This window comes from Lapidilactobacillus gannanensis (assembly GCF_003946675.1).
Taxonomy (GTDB): domain Bacteria; phylum Bacillota; class Bacilli; order Lactobacillales; family Lactobacillaceae; genus Lapidilactobacillus; species Lapidilactobacillus gannanensis.
The window spans coordinates 40961-65634 of the sequence record NZ_RHOT01000007.1; the positions used below are offsets into that span (position 1 = coordinate 40961).

Consider the following 24674-nt stretch of genomic DNA (forward strand, 5'->3'; position numbering starts at 1 on the left):
ATTATTATGGCGACAACACAACGACGGCAACAAATGATTATGATGACGGTTTTACTATTAGGCAGTTTCATTACTACTCTAGCAGAGACGTTAATGAATACGGCGCTTCCCACAATTATGCGGGAATTGCATGTTAGTCAAATGACTGCACAGTGGTTGAGCACCGGTTATATGTTGGCCGCCGGCATCATGATGCCGACTGCGGCTTACTTTACTAATCGCGTTAAACTGCGGCCGTTGTTCATCACGATTATGACCACTTTTTTAACTGGCCTGATTATTTCAGCTAGCGCCAGTTCTTTTACATTTTTGTTAATTGGCCGGTTGATTCAGGCTTTGGCGGTAGGTATCAGTATGCCCTTGGTCCAAAATGTCATTACGCTTATTTCGCCGATTAATAAACGTGGCTTGATGCTAGGTGTTACTGGCGTGGTCATTAATTTAGGCCCGGCAGTTGGTCCGACCTTATCTGGCTATATTGTTGACCATTATTCTTGGCGGATGCTGTTTCTTTGCTTGATTCCCTTGGCCGCGCTGGCGCTAATACTAGGAATTTTCTTAATTAAAAATATTACACCGACGCGACCAGATCGGTTAGATGTACCCTCATTACTGTTATCAACTGTTGGCTTTGGTGCGTTGCTGTATGGCTTCTCCAATATTGGTGTCACTGGCCGCTTAGACCGAGCCTCATTAATCTGGATTATTGTTGGCACCGTTATTATTGCCGCTTTTATTTATCGGCAACTACATTTGGCACAACCACTATTGGAACTTCGCGTTTTCTTGGCCCCGTCGTTTCGAAAAGTCGCCGTCTTAGCCTTACTTTCGGCGATTGCCTTAATGGGACCGGAATTAATTATCCCATTATTTAATCAGAACATTCTTGGGCTAATGGCCTTAGTTTCGGGGCTGACTTTATTACCGGGTGCTTTATTAATGGCTATTTTATCGTTGGTCTCGGGGCGGATTTATGACCAAATTGGCATTAAAAAACTAGCCTATCTTGGTTTCGGCTTGGCCATTTTAGCGACGGTGCCATTTATTTATTTTGGCAACACCACTACGCCGATCATGATTTGTCTGACCTACGCCTTACGAATTTCCGGGCTGACACTAGTTTATATGCCGATTATTGTTTATGGGTTAAATGCTTTGCCAGCAGCCTACGTGGTTCACGGCAGTACTTTAATCGTGACGATTCGCCAATTAGCTAGTTCACTGGGCACAGCCTTAATGGTGGCGACGATTACTTTAGGCCGTAATGCTGGTTTGCAACAGGGATTATCTAGTCAATTAGCTAATGCTCAAGGCTATCGCTGGACCTTTATTTTAACTTTAATAATCACGGGATTATGTTTATTGTGGTCGCTCCGACTGAAAAATAAAACTAGTGTTGAATTATAATCAGGTCAAGCTAGCTTAATCAAACTGTGCGTGCTACTATCAGATTGGATTAAGAAAGTAGGGATTATTAGATGAAGTATCGGCGTTTTGGTAAAACCAATTTTAAGGTAAGTGAAGTATCACTCGGTACTTGGCAATTAGGCTCAAAATGGGGTGATCCATTCAATGAGCAGGATGCTCAGGAAACATTGGCGGCAGCTTATGATGCTGGGGTTAACTTTTTTGATACCGCAGATGTTTATCAAGATGGCGCTAGCCAACGCGCGTTAGCCAAATTTATCAAGGATAAAGGCGACAAGGTTTTTGTCTCGACAAAAGTAGGTCGGCGGTTAGAACCACATGTGGCCAGTGGCTATACGCCCAAGAACATTACTAAATTCGTTGAAGATTGCTTAACGAATTTACAAGTGGATGCGCTGGATAACGTACTGCTGCACTGCCCACCAACTGAAGTTTATTACAATCCGGAAGCTTTCTTTACACTCGACCAACTGAAAAAGGCTGGTAAAATTAAGAATTATGGCGTTAGTGTAGAAAAGGTCGAAGAAGCAATGAAGGCTTTAGATTACGATATTTCGTCAGTTGAAATTATTTATAATATGTTTCGGCTACGACCAGCAGATAATTTCTTCAAAATGGCCCAAGCTAAAGATGTGGGGATTATTGCGCGGGTGCCACTGGCGAGTGGTTTACTTAGTGGCAAGTACACGCTGCAAACAACTTTTGGCAAAAATGATCAACGGACGACGAATCGTCATGGTGAACAATTTGACCAAGGGGAGACCTTCTCTGGCGTGGATTTTGCGACTGGTGTCAAAGCCGCTGCTGAGTTGAAAGCACGCTTAGGTGCTGGGGACCAATTAGCACAAATGGCTTTGCGTTACATTCTGATGGCGGATGCCGTGAGCACGGTCATCCCTGGTGCCTCCAAGCCGGAACAAATTACCCGTAATGTCGCCGCTGCTGATTTGCCAGCCTTCACTACAGAACAAATGGCCATTGTCCGCGATGTTTATGATCAGTACATTAAGGATCCGGTTCAATATAAGTGGTAGTAATGCGACACGATTTAATAAATAAATCGACAAAATCAAAACAGCCTGTGCGACAATCTCAGCTTTAGCTGGCGATTATCACACAGGCTTTGTTATTAACTAGAAACTATTTAATTACCAGAGTAATTGTTTATGCATGGGCACCATCAAGATTGTTGGCAGAACTAGTCACAAAAGAATCCTTGTTGCTGCAAGGCGCTATCAAGATCAATTCGGTGAGCCGGCAGGTCATTAGCGGCCTTCGTCAATAAACTAGTAAAAGTTTCGACACGATTATTACGACTGCGGTGACCGTAATAGTCTTTAATGGTCGCATCGTATTCGGCCACTAATTCCGTCGTATTAGCTGGCAAATGATAGGTGTTTTCAAAATGTACCAGTTCTTGTTGCAGTCGTGGCTTAGGCTGAGTTTCCTGGTCAGGCTGCCCGACAATCAACCCTAGCATTGGAAAGGTTAGTGGCGGTAGTTTTAATAAATTGATCAAGCGAAGTGGATCATTGAGAATGCTCCCTAAAATTACCGTTCCCAGTCCTAGTGATTCGGCAGCATTGACTACATTTTGGACTGCTAAAGCAGTGTCCGAAGCGGCTTGGAAGAATTTATCTGTGGAACCAAGAAAACTGTTTTGTTGGTTGCGCCCAGTAATTGTTGCGGCTCGATTTAAATCAATAATGAAAATAAATAAGTGGCCATGACCATTGACGTATTTTTGCCGACTGATTTCAGCGATTTGTTGACGAATTTTAGCATCAGTAATGCTGAGTACGCTGAAGGACTGGAGAAAGTGTGAAGTAGCCGTATGCTGAGCCACCATCACTAATTCGTTAATGGTCGCGTCGGCAATTGGTTGGTCAGTAAATTGCCGGACAGTGCGGTGGTGTAATTGCGTATCTAAAGTAGGGTCAGTCTTTAACATCAGTAAACTCCTTTAAGTAGTCATTAATAAATTAATTGTAGCACGATTGAAATCGGTTACGAATGTTTTTGTGATTAAGTAAATTCAATGGATTAATTTTAAAACAGAATTAGTTCTGACGCCGTTGCGAGTCTTCTGCGGAGAATTAGTTTGGGGCAGAATAGCGAACAACTCCGTTGCGGCCGGCGGGTTGTGGAACGGTGCTTAGACTGGGTGCCAAGTCTTTCCCAATTTGAAGAGGTGGTTGCTGGGCGATTTTTAGGGCGTGGAACGGCGTGGCCATCGATTTGAGCTTATTGCTAACGCAACAATCTCAAATACGAGGCTTTGACTAACTGCTAAAGCAGCAAGTCAAATTTCACTGCTTCTCGCAAAATCGCTCGTACGCAAAGCAAGCCCCTTCCCTGACGCCAATCGCCCAGCAACCACCAGATGAAACTAACAGAATTGAGCACCACTGTGAGAAAACCAGCTTATAGTAACCAACAAAGCCTGTGTGACAATCTTTCGAGATGGAATTGAAAGATATCATACAGGCTATTTTTGTCTTGCTGTTTAACTATTACTGGTGAGTGAATTGAGATGATCATTCTTACTAGCGTTGTCTTAACTACTAACAACAGTGAAGATCACCAACTCAACTCCAGACGGAATGGAGGGATCTTGTCGTCAGCCGCGAAATTATTGTTAGTGCTTTAGCACTTACAATAAGCCTCGAATTTGAGATTTTTGTAGAAAAGCTCAAATCGACGGCCGCCGCGTTCCACAACCAGCAGCCCGCAATGCAGTCAAAACCAATTCCGTTTCAAAAGCTTCACCAGGTTTTGGTGCTTTTGAACTTGGGTCTGTAGTTAACTAAAATCAATGCCAGCCGCATTCCACGACAAGCAACCCGCAATGGAGTCAGAACCAATTCTGTTTTGACAGATTCACTAGTTTTAGTACTTTGCACTTTGGTCTGTAATTGGCATCAATCGATGTCGGCCGCGTTCCACAACCCGCAGCCCGCAATGCATTCAAAACCAATTCTGTTTTTTCGCAAATTTACTATAAGATAACCCTAGGAACTTTGCTAAAGTTACCGACTCTAAGAACAAACTGAGAAAATTACGACAATAAATCTAATAAACTCGCAATTATTAATTTGAAAGTCGTATAATAAACTTATTCTAATTAATTTGAGGAGGCACTCATGGCTGAATTTACGCATTTTTATGAAACTTTTCAACCAGAACATTACAATGTTTATATCGACGTTAATCGAGAAACAAAGCTAATTTCTGGGCAAACCACAATTACTGGTGATGCGAAGAAATCAACAATTTCCATTCATCAGAAAGATTTAGACGTCTCATCAATTTTAGCTGCTGATGAAGATGTGCCCTTTACCGTTGAGCCAGCAACCGATGAAATTCGCATCGATCTAGGCAAAACAGGGGCAACAACTTTAACGATTACTTATACAGCACCCTTAACAGACTCAATGATGGGGATTTATCCGTCATATTACGAAGTTGATGGTGTTAAGAAACAAATTATTGGTACGCAATTTGAAACTAATTTTGCCCGTCAAGCTTTTCCGTGTGTGGATGAACCAGAAGCCAAAGCGACATTTGATTTGGCCATTAAATATGACGAAAAACCTGGCGAAACGACTTTAAGCAACATGCCAGAAATCAAAGTTGAAAACGGTGTTCATTATTTTGACACCACGGTCCGGATGTCGACTTATTTGATTGCCTTTGCCTTTGGCGATTTGCAAAGTAAAATGACTGAAACTAAGAGTGGCGTCAAAATTGGCGTTTTTGCCACGAAAGCTCATCAAGCTAAGGAACTTGATTTTGCGTTAGATATTGCTAAGCGCTCAATCGAATTTTACGAAGATTTCTATCAAACACCATATCCATTACCACATTCATGGCAATTAGCTTTACCAGACTTCTCCGCTGGTGCCATGGAAAACTGGGGTTTGGTGACTTATCGGGAAGCTTATTTAGTGCTTGATCCTGATAATACTTCACTAGAAATGAAACAATTAGTTGCCACAGTAATTGCCCACGAGTTAGCTCACCAATGGTTTGGTGATTTGGTAACGATGAAGTGGTGGGATGATCTCTGGTTAAATGAAAGTTTCGCTAATATGATGGAATATGTGGCCATTGATGCTTTGCAACCTGATTGGCACATTTGGGAAATGTTCCAGACTTCCGAAGCTGCTGCAGCTTTACAACGTGATGCAACTGACGGTGTACAATCTGTCCATGTGAACGTGGAAAACCCAGCCGAAATTGATGCTTTATTTGATGGTGCGATTGTTTATGCCAAGGGAGCACGTTTATTAGTGATGGTGCGGGCTTTGTTGGGCGACGATGCGCTTCGTGAAGGCTTGAAAAATTATTTTGCTGCTCATCATTATGGCAATGCCACTGGTGCTGATTTATGGTCAGCCTTAGGTGCAGCTTCGCATTTAGATGTGGGTGCAATTATGAATTCTTGGTTGGAGCAACCTGGTTATCCAGTGGTTTCAGCCAGTGTTGTGAACGGTCAATTAACCCTGAAACAACAACAATTTTTCGTCGGCGAAGGTGAAGAAGTTGGTCGTAAGTGGCAGATTCCGTTAAACGGCAACTACAAAGCAGTACCTGCGTTAATGACTGATAAAGAAGTCCAACTAGGCGACTATGCGAAACTTCGTCAAGAAAATGGCCAACCATTCCGCTTGAATATCGGTAATAATTCACACTTTATCGTTAAATACGACGAAACATTGCAAGCAGACATCTTAGCTCACGTTGCTGAGCTTGATCCAATTTCACAGCTACAATTGTTACAAGACCTGCGGCTATTAGCTGAGGGTCGCCAGATTTCTTTCGCCGCCATCGTTCCCTTACTTGAGAAATTTGCTGATAGCGAATCAAATGTGGTTGCAACATTATTATATCGGGTCACTAACGACTTGAAGAAATTTGTAACTCCTGATTCTGCTGCAGAAAAGAATTTACAGGCTTTGATTGATCGTTTAAGTGTTAGCCAAATTGCGCGTTTAGGCTTGAAGCCAACTGCTGGCGAATCTAACGATGATCAATTGACTCGACCAGTTGTTTTAGGAGCGTCATTATATGCCAAGAATCCTGAAACAATTGCGGCTGTTCATGAATTGTTTGTGGCCAATCACGATAATTTAGTTAATTTATCAGCTGACATTCGGGTCTATGTGTTAATGAATGAAGTTAAAAATTACGGTACGCCAGAATTAATTGACGAATTATTGAACGATTATCGTCAATCTTCTGATGCTAGCTACAAACAGAGTATCTGTGCTGCAGTAACTACTACGCCAGATCCAAAGATGATTGCTAAAATCGTGGCTGAATTTGAAAATGCCGCCACAGTTAAACCACAAGATTTACGTGCTTGGTTCCGAGGTATCTTGAATAATAATCATGGTCAACAGGCTGCTTGGGACTGGATCCGTAATGATTGGCAATGGTTGGAAGACACTGTTGGCGGTGATATGGAATTCACGACCTTCATCACAGTTATTGCTGGTATCTTCCGGACCCCAGAACGCTTGGCTGAATTTAAAGCTTTCTTTGAGCCAAAAATCAATACACCTGGTTTAACACGGGAAATCAAGATGGACACCAAGGTGATTGAAACTCGAGTTAACTTGATTGAGGCTGAAAAGACTGCTGTTAATGGTGCAATTGCTTTAGCCGTTGAAAAGGGTATTATCGGGTTCAACTAATCCCTGAGGGGAATGCTTACGAAAACGCTCTAATCAGCTCAGTAAAGTTTAGTGGAATCGTGCTAGGTCCTCCCCAATTTGTGGAGGTGGTTGCTGGGCAATTTTGCGGACGCAAGCAGCGGATTAAATCTAAAGTTGGTTTGGGGCAAAATAGCGGATAACTCCGTTGCGGCCGGCGGGTTCCAAAACCCGCAGCCCGCAATGCAGTCAGAACCAATTCCGTTTTAATAACTTTACCAGATTTTAGTGCTTTTGAACTTTGGTTTTTAATTGGCATCAATCAGTGTCGGCCGCGTTCCACGACAAGCAGCCCGGAATGCAGTCAGAACCAATTCCGTTTCAAAAACTTCACAGGTTTTAGCGCTTTTGAACTTTGATTTGTAATTGGCATCAATCGATGTCGGCCGCGTTCCACAACCCGCAGCCCGGAATGCAGTCAGGACCAATTCTGTTTCGAAAGCTTCACTAGGTTTTAGTGTCTTTGAATTTTGGTCTTTAATCGCAACCCGTAATCTAAAACAGCAACTTGTCGAGACAAGTAATTTATTGGAAACTAAATAGCTATAGCCCACAAATCGCGATTTAATCAGGTTTATGGGCTTTTTTGACTAAGCATTCTTTTTTGACACGCCCTCAGATAGTGTTACAATGATGCCAATTAATGAGAGGTTTGGTGGTCATTAACAGACAGCAAACTAATCTACAGGTACTGAAGGGGGAAGTTGTCTGATGACAAAATATGCTTTGACTGGCGTAACTGGCCATTTTGGTGGTGTTGCTGTTCGAGTTTTGGCTCAATTGGTGGCACCAACTGATATTATTGCAATTGCCCGTAATGTGGAGAAAGCCAAGGCCATCGTCCCAGCTGGTGTTGAGGTGCGCGCGGGTGACTATGAAAATCCTGCTACATTACGGCAGGCGCTAACTGGTGTTGATCGGTTATTATTAGTTTCGTCACATCCTAGTCCGACAATGACTCGTGAGCGTCAACAATTGAACGTCGTGATTGCTGCTCATGACGTTGGTGTGAAGTTTATTGCTTATACTAGTTTTCCACATACGGAAAGTGCTGTTCGTCCTGCAAAAATTCAATTTGTTGCTGATCACCGAGCAACCGAGGATGCAATTTTGGCTACGGGAATGGCCCATAGTTTCCTCAGAAATAATTGGTATCTGGAAAATGAAGCGCGCTTGATTAAGGGAGCGCTGGCTGGTGATCCTTATATTTATGCTGCTGGTGAAGGTCGAATTGGTTGGGCGTTGGAGCGCGAGTATGCAGAAGCTGCTGCTCGGGTGCTAGCCATGGAAGAACCACGTGAAGTTTACGAGTTAACTGGACAACCGCGTACTTATCAGGATTTAGCCGCAGTTATTCCTGAGGACTTTGAAATTGATAGTGTTGACGTTGATACTTATCAACAAACTTTGCAAGAGTCAGGCATGTTACCAGCTGTTGCAACCCAATTAGCTCTTTTCCAACAGTTAATGCGTGATGGTGACTTAAGTGAAGAGAACGATGACTTCCAAGCTGCTTTGGGCCATCCCTTAACAGATTTTGGTGCAGCAGTGCAAGAAGTAATTGCTAGTGATCGTTAAATTAAATAAAAATAAAATTGAATCGGGTGACCGCCGATGCCATTAGTTAATTGAACCACGCAGAGTGAGATAATCTCCGGATAGGATGGCGAGGAAAGCATGACTTTAGCATGTATCGCTGGTTGGCTGAATTAATCGATTAATTAGCTTAATTTAGTCAAGCTTACGGCGAATAAAATCGTCCAAATTCATTTGTAAAAGTATCATTGTTATTAGCTTAATGGCTAATCATGATGATACTTTTTTGTTGCTAAGAATAACGCTTTAAGACGAGTCTTTTTAAAAGCAGTGTTAGGTGGCTCGTTGCGACTTAGTTGCTGGTAGTAAGAAATGAAGTTGCGCCCGTCAAGGGGAGGGCTCAGGGATGATTTTGAAAGCGCCGATTTTACCACTATCCTAAGTCTGATAACGTGTATACTAAAAAAGTATGTTTAATCTACGGATATATAGGGAATATTAAAATGAAATTAGCGGTTTTTGTAATATTAGCGCAATTTTCTGATTGGGAAGGTGCTTACTTAGCCAGTCAATTAAATCAAAGTGATCAATGGCAAGTTAGGTATGCGGCTAATCAGCGTCAAGCCACTTCGATTCGTGGCATGACGCTTGTTCCTGATTATCAGCTTGATCATTTACCCAGTAAAATTGATTTATTAGTTTTGATTGGTGGTAAGGCTTGGCAATTGAATAATTTAGAATTAGTAACTTTAATTCAGCAACGTTTACAAACAAATCAGCCTGTGGCAGCTATTTGCGGTGCTGTTGATTTCTTAGCAGCTCAAGGCTTACTTAATAACTACCAGCATACTGGCAATAGTTTAGCCTCGTGGGCAAACTTCACAAAATATCGAAATTCAGCTGATTTTAAAGAACAACAAGTTGTTTGTGATCGTAATTTAGTGACGGCTAACGGGACTGCTAGTTTGGACTTTACTGAAACGGTATTAAACTTAATTCATTTTTCAAATCAGAATCAGCAACTTGTTGATTTATATCGACTTGGCTTTTATCGCTATGTGGCTAAATACGGGAATCCTTTCGCCTAATAAAATTTGGAGTAGATGTAATCATGACAAAGACAACTCGCGGCTATTTACCAGAAACGGCCAGCTTACCCTTGGCTAGTAATCAAGCTGAGTTATTGAAAATGATTTCAGCTGCTGATGCTGTAACGCGAACTGCAGCCGCACGAATTATTCGACAAAAGCAAAGTTTAGATGTACCACTGACCTTGGCGCTATTAGCACAGTTACAACTTGAAGATAAGCTTTATCCTAAAATTGAGATTTGCCAAACTTTGCAAACTGGTGATGCAGCTGTGATCAAATTAATGTTGCCATTAGTTGGTAAAATTGGTCATAATCAATTAATTAGTTGGCGTCAATGTACTACTTCAAAAAAGATATCTTATCCTTTACCGCGTGATATTATTGCTCGAACGTTGGCCCGAGTGTCGGCTGATTATTTTTCAGATATTTTAGTCTTTTTTGAGAATAATGCTACTGAAGCTGAACAAATGGAATTATTGGATACACTTGGTTTTAAATGTTTCTACAGTCCAACCTTAGCATCTGCAGAGAATCTAAGGCGTATTTACCTAAGTCTAAAAAAGCCGTTAGGTGACAATCTGCTGACGTGGAAATTTGTGACGCTGTTATCGGCTTTCGATAATGCTTTAAGCCAACAAATCATGGCAACTTTAAGCGAACAAACTAGGCCGCTGATTCAAACGGAGCTGCAACGTTCAGCGCGGTTAGCTGCCAACAAGCATGATGACATTGGTTAGCCCTGCGCTGACCAGTCAAGAAATCTTTGCTATTTAGGCAATTATCTTTACAGAATTCGGATCACAGCCTAATCTAAGTGGTGATTAGAGTTGCTTACGTTTAGCTGAGGTGATTGATATGAGAAATTATCGGCGGTTTCGTACGTTACATGGTTTGGTGAAAGAAAATGAACAATCAGGTAGTTATCAAGCTTCCCAAGCGGAATATCAGCAATGGCAGCAAGATTACCAGGCTGCGAAAACCATTCGGTCTGATTCACGGGATGATTACCAAATTGGCTATGATCAAGCGGTCAATGATTTTAGAAGTCAACATTTATTTCAACACTATCCGACTAAGTTAATTGCCTGGGAAGCACAAGTTTCTGACGAGCGGACTGCGGAGATTGTTGACTATATCAAGGGTTACCACGCGGCCGAACAGCAGTTGACTGTCACTAAATTTTAAAATGACAAAATTGTTCGTGCAATCTATGGTTAGGCGCCAGCTTATTTCGTTAAACTTTAGTTATCGAAATATGAATGGAGTGATAGCATGCCATTGTTTGCAATTGTTATTGATTTGATTACTTTAGGCGTTTATTGGCTGCAGGCTGATTATTTAGCGACGGGGTTAACGTTAGTTGGTTTTATTTTACAGGCGGCTTTAGTATTAGTATTGCTGTTGTTAACAATTGATTATCAGGGACCGCGGTTAACGCGCTATCGGCCAGTGGGCTATGCTTATTTGACGATTCGTTATGGCATAATTGTGCTGTCCTTGGTGATCAATGCGCTAGTTTTATTCTTAGAAGCTTTGGCTTACTTTGGGATTAACGATGTGCTATTTCAGCAAGGTGCGGCACTGATTCTCAACTAACCGTGCGGCCAAAGACAGTTAGTCATTGAACAAAATTGCGCGCTTTTCCTTCCGCACTTGGTGGTTTAAAGTAAGTCCAAACAAATTTTCGGCAAAACCAAGTCCAATTATGGATAGTGACGTTACCGAAGCATTTGGATGCTACTGAGGAGGTCATCACAATGAAATCAGCAACAACATTTCACACGTCGGCTGGTCGATTATCGTTAGCGGCGTTACTTTTGCTAATTGGTTATGGTTGCTTAATGTTATTCCCTTGGGCTTGGTGGGCGTTATTGGTTAGTGGTGCTTTAGCTTGGTTGGTGGCTTTCAATTCAAGTGGCCGCGTGGCTTTTGGCCGACCACGACGCCTGTGGTTAGTACCGCTTGGGGTACTTCTTTATTTTGGTGTTAGTATCTTGGTCGGAATCGGGGCGCGCACCGTCGGGTTGAAGTGGACTGAAAATCCAGCAGCGGCAGCAGCGTGGTGGCCATTAATAGCGCAATTACCGCTTATGCTGATGGGAGAGGAATTGCTAGGAATTGGAGTGCTTGAAGGTGCACGCGCTCAAGGCTGTCCCTGGTGGGTAAGTACGTTACTAAGTGGGCTAGTTTTTGGGCTAATGCATTTCTTTGACTATTGGGATGGTTCGCTAGGCTCAACCTTGTTGCATGTTTTATTATTACAAGGTGTTGCTCGGCTAATTCTTAATCGTATTTATATAGCTGGCGGTCAGAGTATTTGGCGTTCTTGGCTGACCCATCTTTTAATTGATCTCGTTGCCCTTGCTATTTAAAAATCGCGCGGATAAAATAACAAGAATTGAGCATCACTAATTCTAAAAAATTGCAATAAATAGTTGAGCCAGTGTGATAATTTCTCTAGATGAAATTATCACACTGGCTATTTTAATCTGATGGGTCCTTCTGATAGTGGTCACTTTTTTAATTTAGCAGACTGATGTATGACGCTAAAATTAAGGTGTTTAAACAATAAGTTAATCAAGACTAATTTTTTTGTTGTGATTAATAAATTTATGTGATAGGCTGAAATTAGAGTTTGTTTTTAAAAAAGAATGGAGGATCTTGATGTTAACTATTAAGAACCTCACTGTGGCATATGATGACACACCAGTATTTACCGATGTTGCCGTTACTTTCGACGCAGGTAAAATTACTGGGATCATTGGGCCGAACGGTGCAGGCAAATCGACCATGATCAAAGCGATTCTTGGTCTGATCAAATCACAAACAGGTGTGGTCGAGTATAATGATCACTCAATTAAGTCAGTTCAAAAGCAAATTGCTTATGTTGAACAACGGAAGGATTTGGATTTAAGTTTTCCCATTAACGTGTTCGACTTAGTTTTGACGGGGACGTATGGCAAGTTAGGCTTATTCAAAAGCCCTGGCAAAACAGAACGGGCAGCCAGTCAAGCAGCTTTGGCTAAGGTTTCGCTAACTGACTTCAGCAAGCGCCAGATTGGTAATTTATCTGGTGGTCAATTACAACGAGTTTTCGTTGCCCGTGCAATTGTTCAGGAAGCAGAAATCATTATCTTAGATGAACCATTCGTGGGAATTGATCTGCAAAGTGAAACAGCGATTATGAAAATTCTCAAGCAATGGCGAGATGCTGGAAAAACAATTATTGTGGTGCATCACGATTTAAATAAAGTTTCCCGTTATTTTGACGATTTAGTGATCATGAATCATGGCATCATTGACTTTGGACCAGTAGCTGAAGTTTATAATGCTCAGAATATTGAACAAGCTTTTAGTGCGGACCTGTCTTCTGTCTTGTTTACAGTAAAGGAAGATGCGCAGTGATGGCCTCAATAATTGAATTTTTTAATGCATTGGGACGTTATGATTTCTTGCAAAGTGCCTTGATCACGGCAATTATGGTGGGAATGATGTCTGGCATCATTGGTAGTTTTATTATTCTCAGGGGAATGTCTTTAATGGGGGATGCAATTTCTCACGCTGTTTTACCTGGGGTTGCGGTGGCTTATATGTTTGGTTTCAATATCTTAATTGGTGCCTCGCTTTTTGGCATTCTTGCGGCGCTATTGATCGGTTTCGTCGCCGCCCATAGCAAAATTAAAACGGATACTTCGATCGGTGTTGTTTTTAGTGCTTTTTACGCGCTAGGTTTTATCCTAATTTCCATGGCTGAAAGCGCGACGAATTTACATCATATTTTGTTTGGTAATATTTTAGCTGTGAATGATGCGGATATTATGACCACAGCCGTTGTATTAGGAATTGTTATTTTATTCGTCACCTTCTTTTACAAAGAATTATTAGTCACATCTTTCGATGAAACTTATGCGAAAACGTATGGCCTGAAAGTTCAATTACTGCATTATACGTTGATGTTAGTCCTCACGTTGGTTACTGTTTCAGCCTTACAAACGGTAGGCATCATTTTAGTGGTAGCAATGTTGATCACACCGGCAGCAACTGCTTTTCTTTGGACTGATAAACTAGCAACAATGTTGGTTTTAGCGGCGACTTTTGGCGTTATTTCTGCAATGAGCGGGTTGTATTTTAGCTACACATTTAATTGGGCTTCAGGACCGGCCATTGTACTTGTCGCAGCCTTATTATTTGCAATCTCCTTTATTTTCTCACCGAAGCAAGCTGTTTTTCATTTTGGCAAAAAGCCAGCCAAGGAGGTTGACTAATGAAGAAGAACTTGGTGGCTATTGTGGCAGTGGTTTTAATGATTAGTGGCGTTTATTGGTTCTTGAATCAGCGTCATCATCAAGCGACCAGTCAAATCAATACTGCACAGAAATTACGCGTTGTTACGACTAATTCGATTTTGGAAGACATGGCCCACAATGTTGGTCAAGACCGGATTGAATTGTACAGCATTGTCAAACGCGGAACAGATCCGCATGAGTATGAACCCAAGCCGGCTGATGTTTCAGCGGCTGCTGATGCAGATATTATTTTCCATAATGGTTTGAATCTGGAAACTGGTGGCAATGGCTGGTTTACAAAATTAGTCGCGACTTCGCATAAAGAATTTGACGTCGATGCCTTTGCGGTTAGTGATAAAGTGCTACCGCAACATTTAACAACAAACGTCAATGAAGTGGATCCTCATGCCTGGCTCGACTTGGCTAATGGCATTAAATATGTCCAGCGCATGACCCAGATCATGCAGGAAAAAGATCATAAAAATGCTGATTTCTATCAAAAGAACGCGGCCGCATATATTGCTAAATTAGCACGTCTGCACAAGTCCGCACAATCTAAATTTGCTGACATTCCTGAACGGCAGCGATTATTAGTAACTTCTGAAGGTGCGTTTAAATATTTTGCCCAGGCCTATCAGTTAAAAGCGGCCTATATTTGGGAAATTAATACTGAAGCTCAAGGCACCCCAGAGCAGATGCAACAAGTTTTAGCTAAAATTAGTCAATCTGAAGTGAAGAGCCTTTTTGTTGAGTCGTCAGTTTCACCTAAGTCGATGGAGAAAGTAGCTAAAGAAAGTGGTTTAAGTATTTATGCCAAGATTTTTACTGATTCTTTAGCTAGCAAGGGTAAAACTGGGGATACGTATTACTCAATGATGAAGTGGAATTTAGATCAGATTCATGCTGGACTGGCCGCAGTTAATAGTCGCTAAGTAACGACCGATGTTAAGAAAATGACATGACACCAAAAAAGCGCCAGCTGACGGGACTCGTGCGCTCTTAATTCCTGCCAAGCTTGACGGAATCTGTTTGTTTAGCTATCATTTTATATTGAGATGACTAACGCGGAGGTGGATTTATGTCATTAATTCTCGGTGTAGTCACGTTATTTACCCTTATTATTCTATTTATCGCTATTCGGCAACGTCGTAAGTTTTTAGTTTTTGGTTCAAGTGTGATGTTACTGTTTGAAGCAGCCTTACTATGTTTTCTATTCGTGATGTTTTCGGCGCCGTTATAACTTTACATGGGCCGAGAAAGAGATAGTATTATGGAAATGACACTTAAAGTGTTAACCGCAGCTGATATTGTGCCACTTTGGCAACTAGCATATGGGCAGAGTGATCATGAGTGGCAACGTTGGAATGGCCCTTATTTTAATGATCCCATTTTAACTTTAGATGAATTTCAGCACAAAATAAACCCTGGCGATTGGATGCGTCAGGGTATTTGGGTTGATCAGAAATTAGTTGGGGAAGTATCTGCTTACTATGAGGATGGTCAGTTGCAACGTTGGCTTGATGTGGGTCTAGTTATTTATCAACAACAGGTTTGGGGACAGGGGCTGGGTAGTCAGGCCTTACGTCTGTGGATCAATCAAGTTTTTGAACGGAGTGCGTTACCTCATGTTGGGTTGACGACTTGGTCAGGCAATGTTCGAATGATGAAGGTCGCGGAAAACGTTGGCCTTAATTTAGAAGCACGCGTGCCTCAGGTTCGTTACTGGCAAGGGCAGTATTGGGACTCGGTAAAGTATGGCATTCTGCGTAAAGATTGGCAGTGTTAAAGCGTCTAGGACATCAGTTGTTTTGAAAAATCAGGCCGAACTTTGGTTGCTGAAACGTGTTCTCAAAGGGCAATCGGTTCTGCTTAACGTTAAAATACCGAGCAATTCATCAATAGAATTGCTCGGTATTTTATATTGCTGTTCGTCGGCCTTTGTCACGTACTGATTTGTGGGCAGTAATTGTGAGGGCCGAGTCAAGCGTAACCGGTCTTTTGTTGAAGATTAGTTAGCCTCATAGGTGTAGACATCCACTTGAACAATGTCCTGTCCGGCCCAATTTTTTTCTTGAGCTGGTTGAGTTGCTTTGACAAAACCATTATTTAGTAAAGCTTTAGCTGAGTAGATGTTGGCTGGCATTACCATGGCCTTAATTTGCTTGATGCCAATTTTATTCTGTAAATAATCAACTAATAAGCGAATGGTGTCACTAGCAATACCTTGGTGCCAATACTGTTGGTTTAAGCGGTAGCCAATGGTGACGATTCCACGCTTGGGTTGATAATTGAACAGTTCAGCGAGGCCCACCAATTTTGTAGGTTGCTGTTGCAAATAAATACCAGCAATAATCATTTTTCGTTTATCAAAATCCCGGCCGTTAAGGTTTTTGATGGCTGTTTTCAGGAAGGCCTTACTTTTATTTGCCAAAAAGGGACCAATATACTGGTAAACACTGGGATTGTGGCTAATTTCCAGTAAGGCGTCCACATCACTGAGCTGTTGTAGGCGCTTAATCAGAATTTTTTGGTCAGATAGATTGGGAAAATTATCAAATAAGTCAGTCATGAAAACACCCTACTTTGTCAGATTTAACAGCGATTGAGAACGCGATTTATCAGCTAAAGTTACTTTTGCAACAGGTCGGATACTTTATGGCAAATCATTACCGGCCGCGAAATAAACATCATACCATTCTTGCTTGGTTAACGTGATATCAGCGCCAGCAGCACTATCTTTAATGTGATCAGGATTCATGGTACCTAACATGACTTGCACACTGGCAGGGTGGCGTAACAGCCAAGCAACAGCAATCGCATTTTTACTAGCGTGGTACTTGGTGGCTAATTCAGCCAATTTCTCGTTTAAAGTTTTAAATTCGGGATCATCAATGAAAGTGCCAGCAAACATTCCATGCTGGAAAGGTGACCAAGCCTGAATGGTTGTGTTGGTGCGCCGTGAAAATTCCATTAGGCCGCCATCATGACTAACTGATCGCGAATCGGTCATATTAGTATGCAGGCCATAATCGATCATGCCAGTATGAGCGATGCTAAATTGTAATTGGTTAATTAGCAATCTTTGGGAAATGGCCGCTTGAACCATAGCGAATTGTTCTGGATTAAAGTTAGAAACACCGAAGTGACGAACTTTGCCACTGCTTTGTAATTCGTCGAAAGCAGCTGCGACGTCATCTAATTCCATGAGTGGATCAGGTCGGTGTAATAAGAATGAATCCAAGTAATCAATTTGCATGCGTTGCAAAATGCCATCAACTGCCGCAATTAGATGAGCTTTGGAGAAGTCATACCGTTTGCCAAAAACAAAACTGCCATGGGAACGAGCAGGATCATAAACGATGCCGGCTTTAGATTGAATAAATAATTGATCACGGGTTAAAGCAGCTTGCTTCAAGGCGGCGCCAAAAACTTCTTCAGATTTTCCCATGCCATAAATATCGGCTGAGTCAATGTAATTAATGCCACTGGCAACTGCGGTCTCAAGTGTTTTGGTGGCAGCAGTGGTGGTTAATGCGTTCATCCGCATAATGCCTAAGGCAACTGCTGAAGCTTCCCAAGCACTATTACCAATTTTAATATTTTTCATATGTTTTGTCCTCCTAAAAACAAGCTTCGTGGCTGAAACCACATTTAAAAGCTGTGATAAACATGATATACTCTGACGTTAGAGTATTAGTTGTACCATAACGTAGATTTAGCAACTAGTTACAATAACGCTGCGCTAGAAAATCTCACAACAATAGTTACTTTAAAACCTCGACCATGGTTTAGGTCAAGCACTTTTTGTAAAAAGGAGAAATAAAATGGGACTCCTACCATTTTTAGCACGCGACGATAATAGTCATCGACACTTTTCTGAGGATGATATTGGTATGTTGGAACTAATCAACTGTCTAAAATGTACTGGGATGCCATTAGCTAAAATTCGGCAATTTATTGAAATGACCGAGGCTGGCGCTGATACTTTGCCAGCACGGTTGGCTTTGATCAAGCAACAGAAAGAAGATATTGAGGCGCGGATTGCTCAAGATCAAGCCTATTTAGCCAAAGTGGCAGACAAAATTGATATTTATCAAAAAGCAGTTGCGGCAGCGACTACTCAAAAACACAATTAATTAAATACCTGATGAGTTCTAACTAACGCGATTTTATAGGCGAATAGTTAGAACTTTTTTGATGATTTAGCTAGGCTTTTTAGTATTCATTAGCCTAGGTGCTCCGATATAATGAGGATATTGGGTGTTATTTATTGGAGGGATAAAAATGACAACATTTTTCCATTTTCTTGAGCAGCGTTTGTTACCACCATTGAATAAATTAGCGAATACTAAAGTTATTCGCGGTATTATGAATGCGAGTTTGGCTGCAGTACCATTTACGATTGTGGCGTCGATTTTTCTGATTTTAAATAATTTACCGCAAATATTACCAGCGGGAACTAGCTTTTTTCAGCAGACGATTCTTCGTTTTAGCGGTTACTATTCATTGGGTAACACAATGGCGTTGGGGTCAATTGCTATTTATTATTCATTAGCAGTTGGTTATTACTATATTGAAGAATATCGTCAGGCTGGTGAGGCTGACCTTAACGCTTTTACAGGGGCAATTTTATCGTTATTTGCTTTCTTGATGTCAGTACCGACAATTACTTGGCGAAATGGTATCGCTGTTGGATTAACGACTACGATCAAAGCGAATACTGGTTCAGTGAATGGTGTGGCTTTAACCAATGGTTGGCTAACTCGTTTTGGTGGAATCGGAATTTTTATTGCAATTATTTTAGGAATTTTAGCAGTTCAACTGTATCGCCTTTGCGTGAACCAGCATTGGACGATTAAAATGCCAGCGGGAGTGCCAATAGGTGTTAGTCGTTCTTTTGCGTCTTTGATTCCAGCCATTCTAATTGCCTTCGTCATGATTATTCTGATGATCGGTTTAGGTTTCTTGGGAACTGACTTACATGCTTTATTGCTGATTCCTTTTGGCTTCGTCCAGAATTTAACTGGTTCTTGGTTAGGGATGGTCGTTATTTTGCTCTTGATTCATCTGCTTTGGATTGTTGGGGTTCATGGAACTGCGATTATTAAGAATAGTTTTGTTAATCCGATTTTACTGGTGTTACTGACTGAAAATATTAACGGTGCCCATCATATTTTTGCTGGTGATTTCATTAATATGTGGGTTTTCATTGGTGGCGCTGGTGGCACATTAGGTTTGGTTCTCTTGATGTTATTTGTAGCTAAGTCGCAACAGCTCAAAGTTTTGGGGCGCACGGCCATTATTCCGGGAATTTTTAATATTAATGAACCGGTTATTTTTGGCGCACCAATTGTTTACAATCCCTACCTAATGATACCGTTTTTGATTAATCCAATTGTGTTAGCATCAACTGCTTATTTGGCCATTAAAATGGGCTGGGTTCCAGTAGTCAATTCAGCAATGGCCTGGGTCTTACCAGTCGGTGTTGGTGCCTGGATTGGGACTAGTGGTCATTTAAGTGCCGCTGTGTTGGCTTTGGTTAATTTGGGAATTTCAATGCTTATTTACTATCCCTTCTTCAAGCTCTATGACCGTCAGTTAGTTGCTGAAGAAGTTGCTAGTACTAACTGAGATTCAAAAAAGCGTGTTAGAATTTTAAATAGCCGGGTATTAGGCGCAATGCTACTTCTTTAATGCTACGCTGAAGTAATCAGCCAGAGAAAGCTAGGAAAAGCGTTAAATCTTTTAGGAATTCAGGGAACAAAAACAGATTAATTGTTTCAATTATGTCAAAAAGGTTTAATATTAAAGGGTGAATCTAATTTCATGAGAATAATCTTATGGCTAAACAAATCCAAACTAATGAGCATCAATTTGTCAAAATTATTGATAGTGTTTCCGAGGGGATTAATGATGCAGAACCCGTTTTTTCTGTGACAGCTGATCCAGTTGTCCAAGAAAGCAATGGTAAGCAAGCGGTCCGTTATTTATTGTGGCTTGGTTTTTAGGTGTCCAAACTGGCTTTTGGGTTGATCGAGTGATTGTTTTCCGTCATCAATCGACGACTGTTTTTCGAGAGATGTTGGCTTTTTATGGCACGCGGATTTTAACTTTTCTAATTGAATCGGCGACACTTTGGGTGGGAATTTCGTTACTAAGTGGCAATGGGACTGCAGCTAAAGTTGTCGGCCAGATTTTGGCAATTATTGGTAACTATGTGCTATCCAAATTTGTGATTTTTAAAAATCGGCCTGAGCACGAAACTAAATAGCTTTTAACGGTACGGTAAGATAACACTTAGGTAATGAAACACCAGACTAACAATGAGTTTGCAAAATTGTTAGTCTGGTGTTTTTATTTATTATGATTTTAAGTCAAGGCTGGTCGATTCGGTGGCAACCAGTCGTAATTGCGGCCATTTTTGACGCCAGTTTTTGCTAGTTAGACGTCGGTTAAAAATGATGTTCTTCTCTGGATCATTGGCAAAGTAGGGCGTTGGCGCAATGATGAAGTGCACGATATCGGTTAAACCATAAGGTAAGAATAGCTCTAGTTGTCGTGTTTGAGGATTTATTCGCGCCGCAATAGCTGTACAACGTTCAGGAAAATGGCGGACCGCATCCCGTGTTGAATGGTATGGTGCGGTGTGAGGATTATGCAAATGCATCTGCGCCTCATTTTTTAGCTCCCAGTTATACTGAGGATATTTTTGACGGAGAACTTGATTTAGTTGTGCGGTTTTTTCATAAGAAATACTGGGATCAAAGAAGACCAAGTCAACATCACTGTCATGATCAAAAGGTGGCTTGCCAGTCAGTGTGTTCCAAATGAAATTACGTAGACTGCCAGCGCAGAGCCAACTATCCGGCAAGTTCAAGGTAGTATTGATTTTTAAAATGTCAGTTAGTTCGGGACTTTGGCGAATTAAAGTTTTTAGTTTTTGCTCATTCAACATGGTTAAAATTCCCCCAGTAAGATTATCTCTATCATACACTTTTAGTGGGGACGACAGCCAATCTGATCGCCAACTTAGTCTAGACAAGAAATTGCGTTAAATCAACGATTTCTGTCTTTTTTTAAAAACAAAGCGATTAGTTAAAAATTAGAATATGCTACACGCAAGTTATCAAAAAAGTGAATGGGGTAGATCAAGATGAGCGAACAAGATTTAATGACTGAATTTCTACGGGTCGGTAAAGTTATTAAAACAGAATTGGTTTTGACTTCATTGCGGGCTGCTTGTCGTGGAACGCGGCCGACGCTGATTGATGCCAATTACAGACCTAAGTTCAAAGACACTAAAATCTGGTGAGGTTTTTGAAACGGGATTGGTTTTGACTGCATTACGGGCTGCGGGTTGTGGAACGCGGCCGACATCGATTTAAGCCTTTGCTTTGCAAAGTCTTAAATACGAGTCTTATTCTAAGTGGCACGGCCACTAAGAATAATTTGGCTGCTTCTCGCAAGCTCGTACGCAAATACAAACCCATTGGCTGACAACCCGATCCCTCCATTCCGTCTGGAGTTAGGTTAGTGCTCTTCACTGTTGTTAGTGGTTAAGGCAGTTCTAGTAGAATTGATCAACTTAATTCACTCACCAGTAATAGTTGAATAGTAAGACAAAAATAGCCTGTATGATATCTTTCAATTTTTATCTCGAAAGATTGTCACACAGGCTTTATAGTTCATTGCAAGCTGGTTGGCTTACAGTGGTGCTCAATTCTGTTAGTTTCATCTGGTGGTTGCTGGGCGATTGGCGTCAGGGAAGGGGGTTTCTTTGCGTACGAGCGATTTTGCGAGAAGCAGTGAAATTTGACTTGCTGCTTTAGCAGTTAGTCAAAGCCTCGTATTTGAGATTGTTGCGTTAGCAATAAGCTCAAATCGATGGCCACGCCGTTCCGCGCCCTAAAAATCGCCCAGCAACCACCTCCACAAATTGGGGAAGACTAGGCACCAGTCTAAGTAGCGTTCCACAACCCGCCGGCCGCAACGGAGTTATCCGCTATTCTGCCCCAAACCAACTTTAGCTTTAACCCGCTGATTGCGTCCACAAAATCGCCCAGCAACCACCTTTTCGAATTGGGGAAGACCCGACACTAATGGTACTTTTTACAAAAAGAACAGTCAGCAATCGTAATTAAAGAATTTGAATCTGATGTTTTGCACATTCATCAATCATTGCTTGCGGCCAAACACTTGCCTGAACTTCGCCAACGTGGGCCTTGCCTAGGAGTAACATGCATAACCGCGATTGACCAATACCGCCACCAATTGTGTAAGGTAATTCATCATTGAGAATCATTTGGTGGTATGGCAAATTCAGGCGCTGCTCCTGTTGGGTAATTTTTAATTGGCGTTTCATGGCTGCTGCATCAACCCGAATACCCATACTAGAAATTTCGAGAGCTTTTTGTAAGGGTTCGTACCAGAATAAAATATCGCCATTCAATTGCCAATCATCATAATCAGGTGCGCGGTCATCGTGACGCTGCCCATTTGTTAATGTGTCGCCAATCTGCATCAGAAAAACACAACCGAGTTCCTGACAGATGGCATTTTCTCGTTCCTTAGGCGTCAATTCTGGATAACGATCAAGCAGTTCTTGACTGGTAATGAAGTGAATCTCGTCGGGCAAATGATAGACTGCTTGGGGGAATTTGTACCAGACTTCATGTTCCATATGTTTGATTACTTTAAAAATTTGTTGAACTGTTTGTTTTAAAGTGGTGAGGTTGCGTTCATCGCGGCTAATGATCTTCTCCCAATCCCATTGATCAACGTAAATTGAATGAATATTATCGAGATCTTCATCCTTACGAATTGCATTCATGTTGGTATAAAGTCCTTGGTGCATTTGGAAGCCGTAACGCTTCAAAGCAACTCGCTTCCATTTAGCTAAAGAATGGACGATTTCGATTGTTTGGTCGGGCAAGTCCTTCATCGTAAATGACACTGGTTGTTCAATCCCATTAAGGTTGTCATTTAACCCGGTACGCTGCTCAACAAACATTGGCGCTGACAAACGGGAAAGCTGTAGCTCTGCGCCAAATTCATCTTGGAATGTTTCACGAATATAACGAATGGCTGCTTGAGTATCACGAACAGATAATTTAGGATCGTAGTTTTGGGGAATAGTTAAATGCATGGTCGATAACTCCTTTATTTTTAGGATAAAATAAAAAAGTCTTTCATCCCATTATCTAGGGACGAAAGACTTTTTTCGCGGTACCACCCAAGTTGTTTAGTGTTACTAAACCAGCTCAAATCAGCAGACAATCATCTGCTGCCGCTGGTAACGTTACGGAAACGTCTAAGCCTACTATGTTAAAACAATTCGGTTAGAAACAAAGCAAGGGTTATTCAGTTTAGTAGGTAGCTGCCTAGGTTTTCACTGTTCCTAAGTCACTGTTCAGATTTACTAACTTACTGGTCTTACTTATGGTCGTTGTTATCTTATTGCCAGTATCTTAGCATGAAGCAGCTGGCTTTGTAAATATCTTGGCAATAACTTTTTTAATTAATCTTTGCTAAAAAGTTATTGCCAAATATGTGCTGATAGGCAGAACAGGTTTTGACGCCATTTAGTCTGGAGTTGAGTTAGTGCATTTTATCATTGCAAGATTTCAAAGCAGAATAATAGTTTGGCCACATCGGGAAATAAAAAAGTGACTAATAATTAAACGTCGGTGTAATGGTTGCTTCAAGAATTGGCGTGTAAAAACGTTGATAGCCTTCAGCATTTAAATGGGTGCCATCGCCACCGTCATGTGGATGATCACCACTATTATAGGAGTAGCGTTTAGCCATTTCGGGAATGAACGTATTGATTTGACCACGATGATATAAATCAATTACAGGAATACCCCATTTACCGCAAATTGCGGCAGCAGCGGCCTGAACTTGGTCTTGACGCGCCAATGGAATTGCTGGCATATGATGGACGCCAATAAAATAAATTGGTGTTAGTGGGTAACGTTCACGCAAGCGCATGACTGCTAGTTCGAAACAACCACAGTAAGTATTCACATCAAAACTTGTCTTGTTGAAATCAGACGCAATCTGACCGAGAGGATGTAGCTGATCAACATAGGAAATAGCATCATTAGTAGTGCCATCAAAGACAATTAAATCTGGCGCTGTTGCGGGAGCACTATTAATTTGCATGACTAAGTCTGGAACGTGATTATCGCTTGACCAAGTATGATCTGATGGCTGAGTGGGAATCACCGTCGCCCCATTAGCAGCAAAATTGTGGAAAGCTAGTTGGTGGCGCTGAGCAAAATCATCTAACAAACCAATCTGTAATTCGTGACCAAAAATTAACGAGTCACCAAAACCATAAAGAACTTTGTGTTGTAGTTGATCCATGTGTTAGTAAACCTTCCTTACTAAGTAATCTCATCTCATTATAAGGCGCTTTCAAAAGGAAGGCAAACAGAAAAGAGCGTGAGAGCGACGTATTTTTGGCGTAGCGTAATTTTAAATAATTGCTTGAGCTGGTGTAAACCAGATCAAGCAATTATTTAAATTAGGCATAGCCATTTGTCGCTTCGAACACGTTTCAAAAAAGAGTGTGAGGGGCTGCGGGAGTCGGCGTAGTGTAACTTCAATTATTT

Annotated in this window: 25 protein-coding genes and 1 other annotated feature; of the genes, 19 read left to right on the top strand and 6 right to left on the bottom strand. The window is 41.4% G+C overall.

What is annotated here, in order from left to right; genetic code table 11:
- The first annotated feature begins 6 nt into the window (after positions 1-6).
- Entirely contained in the window at positions 7-1407 is a 1401-nt protein-coding gene (locus tag EKM81_RS03290) for a DHA2 family efflux MFS transporter permease subunit (RefSeq protein WP_125648370.1), read from the top strand.
- A 71-nt stretch (positions 1408-1478) separates the two neighbouring features.
- Positions 1479-2462 (top strand): aldo/keto reductase, encoded by a 984-nt coding sequence (locus tag EKM81_RS03295; protein WP_125648373.1) that lies wholly within the window; start codon positions 1479-1481, stop codon positions 2460-2462.
- A gap of 164 nt (positions 2463-2626) precedes the next feature.
- Here EKM81_RS03295 and EKM81_RS03300 read toward each other — a convergent pair whose 3' ends face one another.
- Positions 2627-3379: an NADPH-dependent oxidoreductase gene (locus EKM81_RS03300; RefSeq protein WP_125648376.1), complete on the bottom strand. Its 753-nt coding sequence runs from the start codon at positions 3377-3379 to the stop codon at positions 2627-2629.
- A gap of 1192 nt (positions 3380-4571) precedes the next feature.
- Here EKM81_RS03300 and EKM81_RS03305 point away from each other — a divergent pair.
- The 12 genes from EKM81_RS03305 (at position 4572) to EKM81_RS03355 (ending at position 15844) form a co-directional block, all read left to right on the top strand.
- Positions 4572-7127: a M1 family metallopeptidase gene (locus tag EKM81_RS03305; protein WP_125648379.1), complete on the top strand. Its 2556-nt coding sequence runs from the start codon at positions 4572-4574 to the stop codon at positions 7125-7127.
- A 729-nt stretch (positions 7128-7856) separates the two neighbouring features.
- Entirely contained in the window at positions 7857-8723 is an 867-nt protein-coding gene (locus EKM81_RS03310; RefSeq protein WP_125648381.1) for an NAD(P)H-binding protein, read from the top strand.
- Positions 8724-9184: 461 nt separating this feature from the next.
- Positions 9185-9769 carry a DJ-1/PfpI family protein gene (locus tag EKM81_RS03315; RefSeq protein WP_125648384.1) on the top strand — a complete coding sequence of 195 codons (585 nt, stop codon included), beginning with the start codon at positions 9185-9187 and terminating at the stop codon, positions 9767-9769.
- A 23-nt stretch (positions 9770-9792) separates the two neighbouring features.
- On the top strand, positions 9793-10509 hold the full coding sequence (locus EKM81_RS03320; RefSeq protein WP_125648387.1) for a hypothetical protein: 717 nt from the start codon (positions 9793-9795) through the stop codon (positions 10507-10509).
- Between the two features lie 118 nt (positions 10510-10627).
- The gene (locus tag EKM81_RS03325) at positions 10628-10957 is read left to right on the top strand and encodes a hypothetical protein (RefSeq protein ID WP_125648390.1); all 330 of its coding nucleotides are present in this window, start codon (positions 10628-10630) and stop codon (positions 10955-10957) included.
- A gap of 87 nt (positions 10958-11044) precedes the next feature.
- The gene (locus tag EKM81_RS03330) at positions 11045-11368 is read left to right on the top strand and encodes a hypothetical protein (RefSeq protein WP_125648393.1); all 324 of its coding nucleotides are present in this window, start codon (positions 11045-11047) and stop codon (positions 11366-11368) included.
- A gap of 161 nt (positions 11369-11529) precedes the next feature.
- Positions 11530-12144 carry a CPBP family glutamic-type intramembrane protease gene (locus EKM81_RS03335; protein ID WP_125648396.1) on the top strand — a complete coding sequence of 205 codons (615 nt, stop codon included), beginning with the start codon at positions 11530-11532 and terminating at the stop codon, positions 12142-12144.
- Between the two features lie 292 nt (positions 12145-12436).
- On the top strand, positions 12437-13177 hold the full coding sequence (locus EKM81_RS03340) for a metal ABC transporter ATP-binding protein (protein WP_125648399.1): 741 nt from the start codon (positions 12437-12439) through the stop codon (positions 13175-13177).
- Entirely contained in the window at positions 13177-14037 is an 861-nt protein-coding gene (locus EKM81_RS03345) for a metal ABC transporter permease (RefSeq protein WP_125648403.1), read from the top strand. The genes EKM81_RS03340 and EKM81_RS03345 overlap by 1 nt, the downstream gene beginning before the upstream one ends.
- Entirely contained in the window at positions 14037-14990 is a 954-nt protein-coding gene (locus tag EKM81_RS03350) for a metal ABC transporter solute-binding protein, Zn/Mn family (RefSeq protein ID WP_125648406.1), read from the top strand. Before EKM81_RS03345 ends, EKM81_RS03350 begins: the two co-directional genes overlap by 1 nt.
- 146 nt (positions 14991-15136) lie before the next feature.
- The gene (locus tag EKM81_RS11130; protein ID WP_164509191.1) at positions 15137-15298 is read left to right on the top strand and encodes a hypothetical protein; all 162 of its coding nucleotides are present in this window, start codon (positions 15137-15139) and stop codon (positions 15296-15298) included.
- Between the two features lie 30 nt (positions 15299-15328).
- Positions 15329-15844, top strand: a complete 516-nt coding sequence (locus tag EKM81_RS03355; protein ID WP_125648409.1) for a GNAT family N-acetyltransferase — start codon at positions 15329-15331, stop codon at positions 15842-15844.
- Between the two features lie 222 nt (positions 15845-16066).
- On the opposite strand, the gene EKM81_RS03360 is transcribed toward EKM81_RS03355, so the two are convergent.
- Positions 16067-16627 (bottom strand): GNAT family N-acetyltransferase, encoded by a 561-nt coding sequence (locus EKM81_RS03360; RefSeq protein ID WP_125648412.1) that lies wholly within the window; start codon positions 16625-16627, stop codon positions 16067-16069.
- Positions 16628-16711: 84 nt separating this feature from the next.
- Positions 16712-17665: an aldo/keto reductase gene (locus EKM81_RS03365; protein WP_125648415.1), complete on the bottom strand. Its 954-nt coding sequence runs from the start codon at positions 17663-17665 to the stop codon at positions 16712-16714.
- Between the two features lie 217 nt (positions 17666-17882).
- On the opposite strand from EKM81_RS03365, the gene EKM81_RS03370 reads away from it, so the two are divergent.
- The 4 genes from EKM81_RS03370 to EKM81_RS11325 all read left to right on the top strand — a co-directional run bounded on the left by EKM81_RS03370 (position 17883) and on the right by EKM81_RS11325 (position 20329).
- Positions 17883-18194: a MerR family transcriptional regulator gene (locus EKM81_RS03370; RefSeq protein WP_125648418.1), complete on the top strand. Its 312-nt coding sequence runs from the start codon at positions 17883-17885 to the stop codon at positions 18192-18194.
- 148 nt (positions 18195-18342) lie between these two features.
- On the top strand, positions 18343-19689 hold the full coding sequence (locus EKM81_RS03375; RefSeq protein WP_125648420.1) for a PTS transporter subunit EIIC: 1347 nt from the start codon (positions 18343-18345) through the stop codon (positions 19687-19689).
- A 209-nt stretch (positions 19690-19898) separates the two neighbouring features.
- Positions 19899-20066 (top strand): hypothetical protein, encoded by a 168-nt coding sequence (locus EKM81_RS11320; protein ID WP_225420160.1) that lies wholly within the window; start codon positions 19899-19901, stop codon positions 20064-20066.
- On the top strand, positions 20051-20329 hold the full coding sequence (locus EKM81_RS11325; RefSeq protein WP_225420161.1) for a GtrA family protein: 279 nt from the start codon (positions 20051-20053) through the stop codon (positions 20327-20329). Before EKM81_RS11320 ends, EKM81_RS11325 begins: the two co-directional genes overlap by 16 nt.
- A 90-nt stretch (positions 20330-20419) precedes the next feature.
- Here EKM81_RS11325 and EKM81_RS03385 read toward each other — a convergent pair whose 3' ends face one another.
- On the bottom strand, positions 20420-21010 hold the full coding sequence (locus EKM81_RS03385; RefSeq protein ID WP_125648465.1) for a nucleotidyltransferase family protein: 591 nt from the start codon (positions 21008-21010) through the stop codon (positions 20420-20422).
- Between the two features lie 201 nt (positions 21011-21211).
- Between EKM81_RS03385 and EKM81_RS11135 the strand changes: the two genes are divergently transcribed.
- Positions 21212-21370, top strand: coding sequence for a hypothetical protein (locus EKM81_RS11135; RefSeq protein WP_164509192.1), 159 nt, complete (start codon positions 21212-21214; stop codon positions 21368-21370).
- An 825-nt stretch (positions 21371-22195) separates the two neighbouring features.
- On the opposite strand, the gene asnA is transcribed toward EKM81_RS11135, so the two are convergent.
- Together asnA and EKM81_RS03395 are read right to left on the bottom strand one after the other, a co-directional pair.
- Complete coding sequence (asnA, locus tag EKM81_RS03390) at positions 22196-23203, bottom strand: aspartate--ammonia ligase (protein WP_125648423.1); 1008 nt, start codon at positions 23201-23203, stop codon at positions 22196-22198.
- A 54-nt stretch (positions 23204-23257) separates the two neighbouring features.
- Positions 23258-23507, bottom strand: a binding site (T-box leader).
- 220 nt (positions 23508-23727) lie between these two features.
- Positions 23728-24426, bottom strand: a complete 699-nt coding sequence (locus EKM81_RS03395; protein WP_125648426.1) for an SGNH/GDSL hydrolase family protein — start codon at positions 24424-24426, stop codon at positions 23728-23730.
- Positions 24427-24674: the final 248 nt, after the last annotated feature.

Excerpts from the sequence above, each read along its gene's own strand:
- EKM81_RS03290 (WP_125648370.1), top strand. The coding sequence starts at position 7 with ATGGCGACAACACAACGACGGCAACAAATGATTATGATGACGGTTTTA.
- EKM81_RS03295 (WP_125648373.1), top strand. The coding sequence starts at position 1,479 with ATGAAGTATCGGCGTTTTGGTAAAACCAATTTTAAGGTAAGTGAAGTA.
- EKM81_RS03300 (WP_125648376.1), bottom strand. The coding sequence starts at position 3,379 with ATGTTAAAGACTGACCCTACTTTAGATACGCAATTACACCACCGCACT.
- EKM81_RS03305 (WP_125648379.1), top strand. The coding sequence starts at position 4,572 with ATGGCTGAATTTACGCATTTTTATGAAACTTTTCAACCAGAACATTAC.
- EKM81_RS03310 (WP_125648381.1), top strand. The coding sequence starts at position 7,857 with ATGACAAAATATGCTTTGACTGGCGTAACTGGCCATTTTGGTGGTGTT.
- EKM81_RS03315 (WP_125648384.1), top strand. The coding sequence starts at position 9,185 with ATGAAATTAGCGGTTTTTGTAATATTAGCGCAATTTTCTGATTGGGAA.
- EKM81_RS03320 (WP_125648387.1), top strand. The coding sequence starts at position 9,793 with ATGACAAAGACAACTCGCGGCTATTTACCAGAAACGGCCAGCTTACCC.
- EKM81_RS03325 (WP_125648390.1), top strand. The coding sequence starts at position 10,628 with ATGAGAAATTATCGGCGGTTTCGTACGTTACATGGTTTGGTGAAAGAA.
- EKM81_RS03330 (WP_125648393.1), top strand. The coding sequence starts at position 11,045 with ATGCCATTGTTTGCAATTGTTATTGATTTGATTACTTTAGGCGTTTAT.
- EKM81_RS03335 (WP_125648396.1), top strand. The coding sequence starts at position 11,530 with ATGAAATCAGCAACAACATTTCACACGTCGGCTGGTCGATTATCGTTA.
- EKM81_RS03340 (WP_125648399.1), top strand. The coding sequence starts at position 12,437 with ATGTTAACTATTAAGAACCTCACTGTGGCATATGATGACACACCAGTA.
- EKM81_RS03345 (WP_125648403.1), top strand. The coding sequence starts at position 13,177 with ATGGCCTCAATAATTGAATTTTTTAATGCATTGGGACGTTATGATTTC.
- EKM81_RS03350 (WP_125648406.1), top strand. The coding sequence starts at position 14,037 with ATGAAGAAGAACTTGGTGGCTATTGTGGCAGTGGTTTTAATGATTAGT.
- EKM81_RS11130 (WP_164509191.1), top strand. The coding sequence starts at position 15,137 with ATGTCATTAATTCTCGGTGTAGTCACGTTATTTACCCTTATTATTCTA.
- EKM81_RS03355 (WP_125648409.1), top strand. The coding sequence starts at position 15,329 with ATGGAAATGACACTTAAAGTGTTAACCGCAGCTGATATTGTGCCACTT.
- EKM81_RS03360 (WP_125648412.1), bottom strand. The coding sequence starts at position 16,627 with ATGACTGACTTATTTGATAATTTTCCCAATCTATCTGACCAAAAAATT.
- EKM81_RS03365 (WP_125648415.1), bottom strand. The coding sequence starts at position 17,665 with ATGAAAAATATTAAAATTGGTAATAGTGCTTGGGAAGCTTCAGCAGTT.
- EKM81_RS03370 (WP_125648418.1), top strand. The coding sequence starts at position 17,883 with ATGGGACTCCTACCATTTTTAGCACGCGACGATAATAGTCATCGACAC.
- EKM81_RS03375 (WP_125648420.1), top strand. The coding sequence starts at position 18,343 with ATGACAACATTTTTCCATTTTCTTGAGCAGCGTTTGTTACCACCATTG.
- EKM81_RS11320 (WP_225420160.1), top strand. The coding sequence starts at position 19,899 with ATGGCTAAACAAATCCAAACTAATGAGCATCAATTTGTCAAAATTATT.
- EKM81_RS11135 (WP_164509192.1), top strand. The coding sequence starts at position 21,212 with ATGAGCGAACAAGATTTAATGACTGAATTTCTACGGGTCGGTAAAGTT.
- asnA (WP_125648423.1), bottom strand. The coding sequence starts at position 23,203 with ATGCATTTAACTATTCCCCAAAACTACGATCCTAAATTATCTGTTCGT.
- EKM81_RS03395 (WP_125648426.1), bottom strand. The coding sequence starts at position 24,426 with ATGGATCAACTACAACACAAAGTTCTTTATGGTTTTGGTGACTCGTTA.